The organism is Candidatus Baltobacteraceae bacterium (genome assembly GCA_036488875.1).
Classification (GTDB): Bacteria; Vulcanimicrobiota; Vulcanimicrobiia; order Vulcanimicrobiales; family Vulcanimicrobiaceae; genus JAFAHZ01.
The window spans coordinates 225,406-237,768 of record DASXGW010000004.1 but is presented as its reverse complement, the minus strand read 5'-3'; the positions used below and the strand labels follow the sequence as shown (position 1 = coordinate 237,768).

Sequence of the window (12,363 nt, the reverse complement as noted above, 5' to 3'; positions counted from 1 at the left end):
ACCCAAAGCGCGATTGCGGGTCTCGTGCTGGCGTTAGCCACGCTGGGCGCGGGCAACGACGACGGCGCGCAGCTCTACGCGCTTCACTGCGCGACGTGCCACGGCGCTCGCGGCGAAGGCTCGACCATCGCGCCGTCGCTCGCGGGCAAGTCCGCAGCCGACGTGCACCTGATGCTCGATACCGGCCGAATGCCGGCCGGTGCGCCGTTCGTCAACGAAATGCACGTCGCACCGGTGTTTACGTTCGAGCAAATGGATCGCATCGTCGATTACGTCGAAAGCCTCTCGCCGCACGCCGATCATTCCTTGCCGCAGGTCGCGCTCGGCACCGGCGACGTCCGGCGTGGTGCCAAGCTCTTCATCGCCGATTGCGCGCCGTGCCACGGCACCGTCGGACAAGGCGATTCGGTGGGGCAAGACAACGTCGCGCCGCCGCTGGGAAGCGCCACCGTGTTCCAAGTTGCCGAAGCGATCCGCGCGGGACCATCGGTCATGCCGCGCTTCGGGCGCGACTTGCTCAGCGAGCAAGACGTAACGGACATCGCGCGCTACGTAAACTACGTGCAGACCGCAGGCGGGGGCCAAGACGGTACCGATCCCGGCGGATTCACGCTCGCCCACGTGGGGGCGGTCGCCGAGGGTTTCGTCGCGTGGTTCTTTGGAATCGGCTTTTTGGTGTTGTTCCTTCGCGAGATCGGATCGACCGAGTAACCCTATAAGCTTCCCGATTGTTTGGTCATTCCGCCGTCGATGATATAAGACGCGCCGGTAACGTACGATCCTGCCTCGCTCGCCAAGAACACGCACAAGCCCGCCACCTCTTCGGGCGACCCCATGCGGCGCAGCGGAATCTCCGAAAGCAGCTCTTCGACCTTATGCGGATCCTTCTCGAGGTTCTTTTGAATCGGTGTGTCGATTGCGCCGGGACACACGTTATTGACGGTGATATCGAGCGGAGCGAGCTCGACGGCGATGGTGCGCATCAACATCTTCATGCCGCCCTTCGAGGCGCAATAGGGAGCGTTCGACGGCATCGTGACGTCTTCGTGCACCGAGGAGATGTTGATGATGCGTCCGCCGCGTTTTCCCTTGGCCATCTCGCGAGCCGCCAGCTGCGAGCAGATCCAAGCGCCGGTAAGATTCGTCTCTATCACACTCCGCCACACGTCGAGCGGCGTTTCGAGAAACGGCATTTGACGTTCGATGCCGGCGTTATTGACGAGAATATCGAGCGAACCGAAATCCGCGACCGCGGCTTCGACGAGTTTCTTGACGTCTTCTTCCTTCGAGACGTCGGCGCCGACGGCGACCGCACGGCCACCGTGCGCCTCGATCGACTCGACGACGCTGCGCGCGTGCTCGGCGTTGCCGTGGTAGTCGATGACTACCGAGGCGCCTTCGCGCGCGAAGGCTACCGCGACGGCTTCGCCGATGCCGCTCGACCCGCCGGTGACGATCGCGACTTTATCGCGAAGCCGCAATCAGATGCTGCCCTTGGTCGCGCGGGTCTTCTCGCGCTCGCGCGCGATGCGCTCGGTCGGCGTGAAATCCGAATCGTCGTCGGCCGCCCGTCGTGCGACGCCGACGTCGCGTTCGGTCGAACCAACGAGATGCTGGTGCGCGAGATTTCCGCCGAGAATGCCCGAGACCAACAACAGACAGAAGCCGACGAACGTCGCGACGTGTCCCCAGACGAACGGCGGCCAGAAATAGCGCGCCGCAAAGGCCACGCCGAAGACGATGATCACCGCTACGTTGAGCATCATGTGCAAGTTGGCGACCTGGCGAGCTTGCGCCGACATCGGTGCGGTCAGGTAATCGATGAAGCCGAAAAACCCGGCAATTAGCGAGCCCGCGAGGCCAAAGGCAATCAGCCACATGCTCATCGTCGCCCAGAACGAGGAGCCGCCCGTTAGGAAAATGATGTCCGCAATTATCGCCGCGACGTAGCTGCCGATGGGGAACGTCACGAGAAGCGGATGGAGCGGGTGACCGGCGACCGTCGCCTTGCCTTGCATGTGCCTGACCTCCGTCACATCTAGGCATACCCACAGGTTATGTGGGTACAGCACGGTGACCAAAAACAGTAACGGAGGCAAGCATGCGTATCGCAGCTTTTGAAAACGAACCGGAGGCCGCCGCGACGGCGACGATGCTACGCGAACGAGGCTTCGATTCTGAAATCGTGACTCGGGACGACGAAGCGTACGAGGAGAACCTTCGGGGCTTTTTCCACGGCAAGCCGCGCACGTACGAACCTCACGCGTTCGTCATCAGCGGCGACGCGGAGTACGAGCCGTTCAAGAATGCGGCTCAGCGTCACTACGGCTTCGTCATTCGCGGCGAGACCGACTGATTCGACGAACCCATAACGTACACGGCAACGCCGAACAACACCATCATCGCGGTCAAGAAGAGCACCTTCAAGACCGCGAATGGTTTGTTGGGTTCGTCGTCGGCGGGAAAGAGGGCTAGCACCATCGCGACGAGCGTGGTGATCAACCCGATCGCCGCGCAGGCAACGACCGTTGCACGGCCGCCGGGAATGCGTATCGCGCCTTGGGTGGCCGGATCGGCGTCGAGCTTGAACGCCGAAAGATAGAGAAACACGAACGGCACCATCGTGATGACGACCGTCGAGCTCACGAGCACGTCGTACGCGCCGTGCACGCTGGTTCCGGCTTGACCTAGGAAGACGAAGATTGCGGCAATTCCCGATTGCGTCACTAGTGCGGCGACCGGCGACCCCCACCGCGGGTGCATGCGGCCGAATATCGGCGGCAGATAACGATCGATGCCCGCGACGAACGGTACGCGAGCGACGGCGCCGAGCCATGCGCCGCAACTGCCCAGACAACTCACGGCAACCAAGATTGCCGCAACCGGAATCAGCGCCGCCCAGCCGGCGCGCGACGACGCGCTCGCGATTGCCTGCATGACGCCCGACGACGGGTTGACGGCACTGGGCACCAGCGTCCACAACACGCTGAGCGTGCCGACGACGTAAATGATTAAAATCGCCGGTGCGGCAATCGCCAATCCCACGGGGATCGCGCGGCGCGGATTCTTCACTTCACCGGCCATGAACGGAAGCGACTCGGGACCGGTCCACGCAAACGCGATCACCGACCAGAAGATCAGATCCTTGAGCGCAAGACCCGGTTTGACCGTCGCAGCGGTGATCGGCGTCGCGGAACCAAACTTCCACAACGCGAAAAAGCCGAGGGCGACGAGCAGCAAGGTCACCGTCCAACGGCAGTACGCGCCGATGTTATTCAGCCACTTTCCAACGTCGAGTCCGAGAACGTTCACGACGGTCGCGAGGGTCAAGCCGAAAATCGCGACGCCGATGAAATACCACGGTGACGCCGAGAGCGTCCCGCCGCTGGACCCGGTTACGAACAGCGCGTTTCCCGCAGCGAAGTACAACAACGCGGGAAAGTAAGGCAGATTGCTCGCCCAGTACGTCCAGCCCGTCATAAACCCGGCAAACGGTCCGTACGCGCGCTTGCTCCACACGTACATACCGCCTTCTTGCGGGTAGTGCGATGACAGAAAGACGACCACGATCGACAGCGGCACGAACATTCCCGCGCAGCCGATCAGCCAGACGATCAACGAGCTGGGACCGGCGGCGGCGGCGGTCGCAACCCATTGCAAGTTCGACCCTGCAACAACGAAAAACAGCGCAACGTCGAGCAGCCCGAGGCTGCGCTTGAGGTGCGGCTCTTCCATCTCCAGTCGCGTGGGTTCAGCGCCTGGGTAAGAACCGCCTATGCAGACGACGGAACGGGCGCCCAGTCGCGCCGAGCGCTCGCGGCACATCGTCGCGGTTCTCGCCAAGCACGGATTGGCGACCGCAAGTCATCGGACGATGGGTCCGGTTGAGGCGCGCGAGGCATGCGAAGAACTCGGTACCACCTTCATCAAGCTCGCTCAAATGCTGGGGGCGCGCGCCGATCTTCTGCCGCGCGACTATCGCGACGAGCTTGCAAAACTGCAAGACGACGTCGCGCCCGTCGACACCGCCGTCATCGAGGCCCGCATCGAAGACGAGCTTGGGGCGGCGCCCGAAGAGCTCTACGCCTCCTTCGATCGCGTGCCGCTCGCGTCGGCTTCGATCGGCCAAGTTCACGCCGTTACGCTGTTCGACGGCCGCGCCGGCGTCGTCAAGGTTCGCAAGCCGGGCGTTAAGGAACTCGCCGAGTGCGATCTCGACATCCTTTCGGGCCTGGCCAAGTCGGCAGAGCGCTTCCTGCCGCGTTTGGAAGAATACGACGTCGAGTCGATGCTCGAGGAGTTTGGCGACACGCTGCACGAGGAGCTCGATTTTACGCGCGAAGCGCGCAACGTCGCGACGTTCCGTGAGTATTTCGACTCCGAGCAAGGTTTCTGGCTGCCCGAAGTAATCGACGAGCTATCGACGGCGAAAATCCTCACGATGACGCGCGTCGAGGGCGATCGAGTCGAAGACGCGACCGGACTCACCGCTCGGCGGCGAACCGCCGCCGCACAGCGCGTCGCGCGATTCGTTCTGGAGCCCGCGCTTACGCGCGGCGTTTTCCACGCCGACCCGCACGGCGGCAACGTGCTGGTTCGCAAAGACGGCGGCATCGCCGTGCTCGACTTCGGCATGGTGGGCCGTCTCAGCGACGAGCTGCGGCGCGGCGTTGCCGACATGTTCATGGCGATGCACCGGCGCGATGCCTCACGCTTGACGGATCGCTTGATTCAGCTCGCGCCGCCCGTAAAGCCGATCGATCGAAGCGCGCTTACGCACAAGTTCGAACGCCTGCTGGAGCGCTATATGGGCGACACGCTCGAGCGCATCGAGATCGGCGTGGCGCTGGGTGAAATGCTGGAGATCGTTCGCAGCTACGGGCTGCGCTCGCCCGCCTCGCTCGCACTGCTCTTTAAGGCGGTGGCGCTCGGGGACGGCATCGTGACCGCCATCACACCGGACCGCCCGCTGACGCACTATCTCGAGCCGATCGCACGTAAGGTGGCGACGTCGCGGTTGTCGCTCGACGATTGGGCCGAGCGCGCACGCGTCTCGGCGATGGACGCCGCGGAGCTGAGTATCGATCTTCCGCGTCACGCCGACCGCGTGTTGTCGGACTTGGAACGCGGAAACTTGCGCGTATGGACGCGCGTCGAAGACTTGGAGCCGATGCTGGTGCGCTTCGAACGATTGGTCGAACGCGCGAACGCCACCATGATTGCCGCGGCCTGCGTCGTCGGCATGACCGTGTTGTTTTCCGTCTACCGCCCCGCGGGCTGGCAAGTCGCTGCCGGTTGGCTCTTTTGGATTGCGCTCGCGATCGCCGTCATCGTCGGGATACGAACCGCGCTCGGTACGCTGGCTAGCCGGCGACGTTAGTCCCGTCGGCTAGCATTCGGCCCATAAACTCGCGCGCGAACTTCGCGGCCACTGCCGCGGTCAGCCCGTCGACGTCGCAATCCGGATTGAGTTCGACGACGTCCGCGCCGACGACATTGCCCGGAATCGCCGCGACGAGCTTGAGCACGTCGCGCACGTTTAGTCCGCCGGGCTCGCGATGCGACACGCCGGGCGCGAAGGCGGGATCGATGCCGTCGAGGTCGAGCGTGACGTAAACGTTGCCGCCGGGCAGCGCTCGTCGCGCTTCGTCCAGTTCGTCGGGCCCGAAGACACGAACGTTATAACGATCGGCATTTTCCCGCTGCGGCGGCGTCATCGTGCGAATGCCGATTTGGACCAGACTGCCGACGTCGGCGCTCTCCAAAATGCGCGCGAAGGGACACGCGTGCGAGAAACGATTTCCGCCAAAGCTCGAATACAAGTCGGGATGCGCGTCGAAATGCACGACGTTGAGTTTTGGATAGCGGCGCGCGTACGAGCGAACGATGGGAAACGTGATCGAATGATCGCCGCCGAGCGAGAGCATGCGGCGTCCCGACTCCAGTTGCGCGGCAACGAGCGCCTCGATCGTCGTTCGATCTTCTTCGTCTTCGCGCAACGGAGCGTCGCCCGCATCGACGACGTTTTCGGTGAGCCGCAGCCGGACGCCCGATTCGGTGTACGGGTTGCCGGCCTCGCTCCACATAGCCGTGCGAATCGCAGCCGGCGCTTTCGCCGGGCCTCGCCGATACGACGAGTTGCTATCGGTCGGAAATCCGGCGAGGGCAACGGCTGCCTGCAGCGAAGTGCCGGTTGCCGCATCGAGTTTTAAGGAGCCGTCGTGTTGCATCGTTTTCGCACCATCGTCACCGTTACGTTTGCGTTCGCCGTCGCAGCGTGCTCGTCTCCCACTATCACGCCGGGAGTCCCGGCCCCTTCGCTCGTGCGGTCTACGAGCGCGGCGCGCGGCTCGGTCATCTCGGTCGAGAAAGTCACCGTGTTCCGAAAGGCCGCACTGAGCGGCGCGCACACCTCGGGCACGCTCGGCTTTGCCGAACAGGTGGTCGCGCAACTCGGCGGCCCTCCCAAGTACGACGTCGCCCTCTATAAAATTCTCTATCGCACGATCGGCATCAACGGCGAGCCCGCGACCGCCAGCGCGGCGTTTTGGGTGCCCATCACCGGCGGGACCGGAACCTTCGTTTTGATCGGATACGGTCAAGGCACCAACGTCGTCAAGGCGCAGAAAATCACTCACCCCACGAAGGTCAACATCGAGCCGCAGCTCCAGGCGGCGATCTTCGCGTCGCACGGCTACGCCATGGTCGCGACGGATTATTTGGGTTTAGGATACTCGAACTATCCGTTCGAACCGTACCTCGTCGTCAGCGCCGAAGCGAGCGCGGTCATCGACTCCATGCGAGCCGCTCGCAAGGCGGCGACACGCTTGCACGTGCCGCTATCCGGCGACGTGTTCCTCACGGGCTACTCGCAAGGCGGCCAGACGTCGCTGGGGACCGAGAAGGTCATCGAGGCCCAGAACGCCGGCGAGTTCCACCTCATTGCAAACTCGCCGTCGAGCGGGCCGTACGCACTCACGCAGACGCTGCTCGACGGGATGGCGCACCCCGGACAGAACGCCGCGGTGCTTTCGACGTTCGTGCTGACGGCGTATAACAAAACGTACGCAAACGTCTACACCGATCCGTCAACGGTCTTTCAGGATCCCTATGCGACGTACGTGAATACTCTGCTGCCGGTCAAGACGTACGCGCGTGCCGCGAAGCTGCAAGGAACGCTGCTGCCGCTCGAGGTGAAGCAGTTGCTGCAGCCGTCGTTCCTCACGTCGTTTGCCCATGCGTCTTCGCCGGCACGGCAAGACGTCGCGGCCAACGACCTACTCAACGGTTGGACGCCGAAAGTGCCCGTGTATTTCTGCGGTGGAAAGCGCGACCCGCAAGTCGAGTTCAAGAACGCCGTTCTCGCCACCGCGTATTTCAAGAAGCGTGGCGCAACGGTGAACCTGCTCGACGTCAACAAGGACGTCCCGTCTTCGGTGCCGCTGTCGGAGTATCACGACGCCGTCCTCGTGCTCTGCCACACGCTCGAGCGGGTCGCGATCCTCGACGCGCGCAAGGGACCGGCCCGAGCGGGCCGGTGGCCGGCGTGGCTGCGCGGACCGATCGGGCCGTTTACCTATCCGCCGGGATTTTAGGACGCTTCGTGGACGCTCCCGCGGTTAGACTGGCGCCATGTCCGAACCATGCCAGCTTTTCGCGCGCGTCCGCCTGACCCGCGCTGAGCTCGATCGCTTCTTTAACAGCCCCTTCCCGGATGCGGCCGCCGACCCCGCGATCCTCGATTGGCTCGCGAACGCCAGTTACTACGGAGAACGCTACACGCCCGATTCGATTCGCGAGCGGCTTCGCGGCCTTTCAACCGTTGGCGAATGGATCGAGGATTTGGTAGAACCGGCGGTCGGCTTCTTTATGCCGTGCGCCAGCGACTACGACGACGCGACACAGACTTGGACGCTCGCCGTACTCGATTTTTCGGAAAACTACGACGACTTCATCGCGGCAATCGGTGCGTTTCGCGCGATCGCGACGTTCAAGGATCTGCCTGGCGACGGCGACGGCATGCTGATCTACGGCTATATGTACGAGGCCGGCTACGTCGTCACGGCACTCGGCATTGAATGCGGTGCGTCGCGGTTTCTCGACGACGGCGCTCCTCGCGGACTCGCGATACAAGCCGATGCGGCGATGGAATCGCTTATGGCTAGAGGCACGGCAGCAGCGAGCTAACCCGATCCGTTGATTAGTTCTCTAGATTGATGAGCGGCTCGAAGCGCCGATCCGGAACGAGCCAAGTGATCGCGACCACGACGAGGAGCACGTCGGTTACGACCGGGTAGACGAACGCCACGACGACGGCGAGGACGTAAAGAACGATCGACACGTTTCCTTTGAGATCGCTCGCCACGGCTTTGCCAAACGGTGCCTCTTTACCGTTGACCGCCAGCAGCGCGCGCACGAGCAGCGCGTAGGCGAGGGCGTCGAGCAAGAACACGATCGCGTAGAACGCGGTTGGGCCGACGGCTAACGGATTGCGACCCAGCCACGCCGTCGAGAACGGCACCAGCGAAAGCCAGAACAGCAGGTTCAGGTTCGCCCACATCGCGCGTCCGTCCACGCCGCGGCTCGCCCGCAGCATGTGGTGGTGGTTGTTCCAATAGATGCCGATGAAGGCGAAGCTCACGGCGTACGTCGCGATAGCCGGCAGCGTCTCCAAGAGCGCGCGAAACTCGGTCCCCGATGGCGGGCGCAGTTCGAGCACCATGATCGTGATGATGACGGCGAAGACGCCGTCGCTAAACGCCTCGACCCGGCTCGTCTCGGTTGCAAAGCTCTTCATACGATCCGTAGTTTTACGGACGCCTTAGACGGCCTCCGGCGGCTACCGTTTGCCCATGCTATACATTGTTTCGAGCGCCGCAATCGCCACACTCTGGATCGCCGCCTGCCTCGCGATCGCGGACTTCATCTCGGGACTCCTGCACTGGGCGGAAGACACGTGGCTTGCGCCGGGCAAGTCGGAGCTATTGGATCGCTGGATCGTTCGCGATAACATCGACCACCATCGCATGCCCGGAACGATTCGCGCCGGTCACTATTGGCAGACCAACCGCGTATGCATCTTGGCTGCGGCGGTCGTTACCGCGGCGCTGCTGCTGTTCCACGTTCACGCGTGGCAAACGTACTTCGTCGTGCTTCTGCTCTCGCAGTCGAACCAGGTCCATCTCTGGGCGCACAGCTCGCGAGTGCCGCGATGGGTGGCGCAACTCCAACGCGCCGGGATTCTTCAATCGCGCAACCAGCATGCCAAGCACCATAAGTCACCGTACGCGATCAACTTCTGCACGATGACGGATTACTTGAATCCGTTGTTGGAGAGACTGGCCTTTTGGCGCCGCCTGGAATCGCTATTGGTCGGCTGCGGCGCAACGGTCGTTCGCGCTACGCCCGCTCGTAACGGGTATTAAGGCCGGTGTTCGGACTAGGCGACGCCGCCCTCGGCATCGATCGCTGCGCGAAACTTGGCCACCATGTCGCGAAGCTCGCTTGCATAAAATGCAACGGCGCCGGGCGGTAGGACGCTAGGCCTGCCGGTAAGTTCGCCGCAAATGCGGCGAACGTAGGCTTCGCTCTCTTCCAGTGAGGGCTGTGCCGTGGAGGCGGCTTGCGTTTTTGCCCACGTTTTTAACCGCGCCCAAATCTCGTCGGGGAGATGAGGAAAAGTCGACAAATCCGGGCTATCGTATCACGCCGCGCCCGATCGGCAAAAGGCTCATCGCGTTTCCAGAATCGGCATGACTGAATTCTTATTAGTGAAATATCCTTCACCCGTTCCCAGCAGACGACCGCACGGCTCTAGCCATAAGGCCGCCGCTCGGCGATACTACCGATTACATGGGTCAAGTTGAACGCCGCGCTTTTGCCTGGCGCGAGCGCGATTTTTATTACTTCGAGCTGCTGCTTCGCGCGGGCGAAATTTTGGATCGATCGCTCGATTATTCGGAAACGCTGCAAAACGTGTGCGCGGCGGCAGTTGAGACGGTTGCCAACGTTTGCATCATCGACCTTGGCCCGGAGGATTCGCCGCGGTTGGTCGCAGCCGCTCATCGCGATCCCGCGCGCAGCTCGGAGCTCGAAAATGCCGGCCGCTACTTACGGCATAAAGAGGGAAAAGCACCGCATCCGGTTCGCGAGGTCATACGCAGCCGGAACTCGATGCTGGTTACCCGCATCGACGACGAGTATTTAGAGAAACATTCGACGAGCGACGATCACCGAGCGTTCATGCAGCGCTTGGGTTACCAGTCCATGATGATTCTTCCGCTGGTATCGCAGACCTCGGGCGTGCTCGGCGCAATGACGTTGGCAAAAACGTCGGATGAAGCGCCGTTCGACCAAATCGATTTGCGCTTTGCCGCCGACCTTGCGCGCCGCTGCGCCTCCGCGATCGCCAAGGCAATACTGCATTCGAAGACCGTCGACATCGCGTCACGATTTCAGGAAGCGGCGCTGCCCGGGAAGCTTCCCTACGTCGCGGGTTTGGTTCTCGACGGCTTTTACGAGCCGTCGTCGGAAGAGCTGCTTGTAGGCGGCGACTGGTACGACGCTTTTGAGATGCCCGACGGCCGCATTGCCATTACCGTGGGCGACGTGCTTGGGCACGGCCTAGAGGCAGCGGTGTGGATGGGACGATTGAGAAACGCGCTGCGCGCCGCAATCCTCAGCGAGCCGGATCCCGCGGGCGCATTGATCGTCGCCGATCGGCTGATGCGCTTAGATTCCGAAGACGCCTTCAGCACCGCGCTGGTCGCCATCGTCGATCCCGTTCATCGAACGATGTCGTGCGCTTCGGCCGGTCATCCCGGGCCGCTGATGTGGATGCACGACGGAACGATCGCCGATCCGATATCGGAGCGGAGCCTCCCATTGGGGTTGCACGACTTGGACAGCGGCAGGATTCGGCGGTCGCAAACGGTGCTGATGAAGCCGGGAATGTTCGCAGTGTTTTTCACCGACGGTCTGCTGGAGTGGAACCGAGACGTTCCGGCAGCGTGGGATCACCTCATCGAGGCGATGCGCCGGCACGACGTGCGCTTCGCGCGCCGTCCAGCCGCCGTGATACGCGAGATCGTCATCGACGGCGGAAGCCACCCCGACGACGTCGCGATTCTGACCCTTCGCGTCGACGCGTGATTGGCGGGAGCTAAGCGGCGAGCGCGTTCGTTTCCGAGCCGTGCCGTTCAGAGACGGTTCGCGGGAAGACGCCGGCGAGCCGCCCGTACAGAGAAATCGTTTCACGCCGGTGTCCCGTGATTTTCTCGACCTCGCGAGCGCTCTTGCCTGACTCGAGAAGGCGAACAATCCGCTGCTGCTGCTCGGGTGTCAACGTGTTCATGACGGTTACTCCGTCGTAGCTCTTGCAGCTCCTGCGATTACGGTGTCCGCTTTTGACCACGATGGCCTTTCCGCGCTCCGCTCCGGGATGCTATAAAGCGTCTCATGGGACATCTTGTGCCGACCGTACTGGAGAATAATGGGCGGTACGAACGCGCCTACGACATTTACTCTCGCCTCTTAAAGGACCGTATCGTCTTCGTCGGTGGAACGATTGACGATGCTCTTGCTAATCTCGTGATGGCGCAGCTGCTCTTCCTAGAGAAGGAGGATCCGCAAGCCGATATCGACCTCTACATCAACAGTCCGGGCGGCAGCGTGACCGCCGGACTTGCGATCTACGATACGATGCAGTTCGTGAAACCGGACGTCGCGACGATCTGCGCAGGCCTTGCCGCTTCGGCCGCTACGGTGCTCTTGGTCGGGGGTGCCCCCGGAAAGCGCATGGCGCTGCCGAGAAGTAAAATGCTCATTCATCAGCCATGGGTCTCGCAGATTGGTGGCCAGGCTACGGACATCGAGATTCACGCACGCGAGATGCTCGCGACGCGTCAATTGCTAGCGACAATTTATTCGGAGCGAACCGGAAAAACGGTCGAAAAAATCCTTGCCGATCTGGAACGCGATTATCACATGAACGCACAGGACGCGCGGGAATACGGGCTTATCGACGAAATCCTCATGCGTTAGCACTGGTCCCTTGCAATTGAACTCAACCACTTGACGAGCTAGGACGTCGGCGCCCAGCGCTGGCTTGAGGAGAACGTCGATCACCCAAGCGGGAGCGCCGCAGGTCGTACGAGCGCTGTGGCAATCCGGCCAAGTCGCCTTCGCGGTGGCTTTGGGATACGCGAATCGATGCTTCTTGAAGTATTCGTAGCGTTGGGTCGGGTATCAACCGCCTAGCCGGAGTCCTCCGGGTGGTCGCTCGCGAGCCAGGGGTCGTTGATCGAGATTCGCGGCGTTGCACCGCTGAAGACACTCTTGTTGCGACGGGCTTGGAGTTGTCGC

The 12,363-nt window shown here is 62.4% G+C and carries 15 protein-coding genes; 8 read left to right on the top strand and 7 right to left on the bottom strand.

Going from position 1 to position 12,363, the window contains the following annotated elements:
• Positions 1-24: 24 nt before the first annotated feature.
• On the top strand, positions 25-711 hold the full coding sequence (locus tag VGG89_06660) for a c-type cytochrome (GenBank protein HEY1976203.1): 687 nt from the start codon (positions 25-27) through the stop codon (positions 709-711).
• A gap of 2 nt (positions 712-713) precedes the next feature.
• Here VGG89_06660 and VGG89_06655 read toward each other — a convergent pair whose 3' ends face one another.
• Together VGG89_06655 and VGG89_06650 are read right to left on the bottom strand one after the other, a co-directional pair.
• The gene (locus VGG89_06655) at positions 714-1,481 is read right to left on the bottom strand and encodes an SDR family oxidoreductase (protein HEY1976202.1); all 768 of its coding nucleotides are present in this window, start codon (positions 1,479-1,481) and stop codon (positions 714-716) included.
• Positions 1,482-2,018: a DUF2231 domain-containing protein gene (locus VGG89_06650; GenBank protein ID HEY1976201.1), complete on the bottom strand. Its 537-nt coding sequence runs from the start codon at positions 2,016-2,018 to the stop codon at positions 1,482-1,484.
• An 83-nt stretch (positions 2,019-2,101) separates the two neighbouring features.
• Between VGG89_06650 and VGG89_06645 the strand changes: the two genes are divergently transcribed.
• The gene (locus VGG89_06645) at positions 2,102-2,356 is read left to right on the top strand and encodes a hypothetical protein (protein ID HEY1976200.1); all 255 of its coding nucleotides are present in this window, start codon (positions 2,102-2,104) and stop codon (positions 2,354-2,356) included.
• Here the strand turns inward: VGG89_06645 and VGG89_06640 are convergent.
• On the bottom strand, positions 2,323-3,735 hold the full coding sequence (locus VGG89_06640; GenBank protein ID HEY1976199.1) for an APC family permease: 1,413 nt from the start codon (positions 3,733-3,735) through the stop codon (positions 2,323-2,325). The two genes, VGG89_06645 and VGG89_06640, sit on opposite strands and share 34 nt — an antisense overlap.
• Positions 3,736-3,775: 40 nt before the next feature.
• Between VGG89_06640 and VGG89_06635 the strand changes: the two genes are divergently transcribed.
• A complete protein-coding gene (locus VGG89_06635; GenBank protein ID HEY1976198.1) occupies positions 3,776-5,380 on the top strand; it encodes an AarF/UbiB family protein in 1,605 nt (534 codons plus the stop codon).
• Here the strand turns inward: VGG89_06635 and speB are convergent.
• The gene (gene speB, locus VGG89_06630; GenBank protein HEY1976197.1) at positions 5,364-6,230 is read right to left on the bottom strand and encodes an agmatinase; all 867 of its coding nucleotides are present in this window, start codon (positions 6,228-6,230) and stop codon (positions 5,364-5,366) included. The two genes, VGG89_06635 and speB, sit on opposite strands and share 17 nt — an antisense overlap.
• Here speB and VGG89_06625 point away from each other — a divergent pair.
• Positions 6,222-7,595, top strand: coding sequence for a lipase family protein (locus VGG89_06625; GenBank protein ID HEY1976196.1), 1,374 nt, complete (start codon positions 6,222-6,224; stop codon positions 7,593-7,595). The two genes, speB and VGG89_06625, sit on opposite strands and share 9 nt — an antisense overlap.
• A gap of 37 nt (positions 7,596-7,632) precedes the next feature.
• A complete protein-coding gene (locus tag VGG89_06620; protein HEY1976195.1) occupies positions 7,633-8,187 on the top strand; it encodes a hypothetical protein in 555 nt (184 codons plus the stop codon).
• A gap of 13 nt (positions 8,188-8,200) precedes the next feature.
• Here the strand turns inward: VGG89_06620 and VGG89_06615 are convergent, their stop codons facing one another.
• Positions 8,201-8,797 (bottom strand): TMEM175 family protein, encoded by a 597-nt coding sequence (locus VGG89_06615; protein HEY1976194.1) that lies wholly within the window; start codon positions 8,795-8,797, stop codon positions 8,201-8,203.
• A 55-nt stretch (positions 8,798-8,852) separates the two neighbouring features.
• Here VGG89_06615 and VGG89_06610 point away from each other — a divergent pair, with 55 nt between their 5' ends.
• Positions 8,853-9,425, top strand: a complete 573-nt coding sequence (locus VGG89_06610) for a fatty acid desaturase CarF family protein (protein HEY1976193.1) — start codon at positions 8,853-8,855, stop codon at positions 9,423-9,425.
• 14 nt (positions 9,426-9,439) lie between these two features.
• Here the strand turns inward: VGG89_06610 and VGG89_06605 are convergent, their stop codons facing one another.
• Positions 9,440-9,688: a hypothetical protein gene (locus VGG89_06605; protein HEY1976192.1), complete on the bottom strand. Its 249-nt coding sequence runs from the start codon at positions 9,686-9,688 to the stop codon at positions 9,440-9,442.
• 164 nt (positions 9,689-9,852) lie between these two features.
• On the opposite strand from VGG89_06605, the gene VGG89_06600 reads away from it, so the two are divergent.
• On the top strand, positions 9,853-11,151 hold the full coding sequence (locus VGG89_06600) for a GAF domain-containing SpoIIE family protein phosphatase (protein HEY1976191.1): 1,299 nt from the start codon (positions 9,853-9,855) through the stop codon (positions 11,149-11,151).
• Positions 11,152-11,161: 10 nt separating this feature from the next.
• Here the strand turns inward: VGG89_06600 and VGG89_06595 are convergent, their stop codons facing one another.
• Positions 11,162-11,353 (bottom strand): hypothetical protein, encoded by a 192-nt coding sequence (locus tag VGG89_06595; protein ID HEY1976190.1) that lies wholly within the window; start codon positions 11,351-11,353, stop codon positions 11,162-11,164.
• 104 nt (positions 11,354-11,457) lie between these two features.
• Between VGG89_06595 and VGG89_06590 the strand changes: the two genes are divergently transcribed.
• Positions 11,458-12,042: an ATP-dependent Clp protease proteolytic subunit gene (locus VGG89_06590; protein HEY1976189.1), complete on the top strand. Its 585-nt coding sequence runs from the start codon at positions 11,458-11,460 to the stop codon at positions 12,040-12,042.
• The last annotated feature ends 321 nt before the right edge of the window (positions 12,043-12,363 follow it).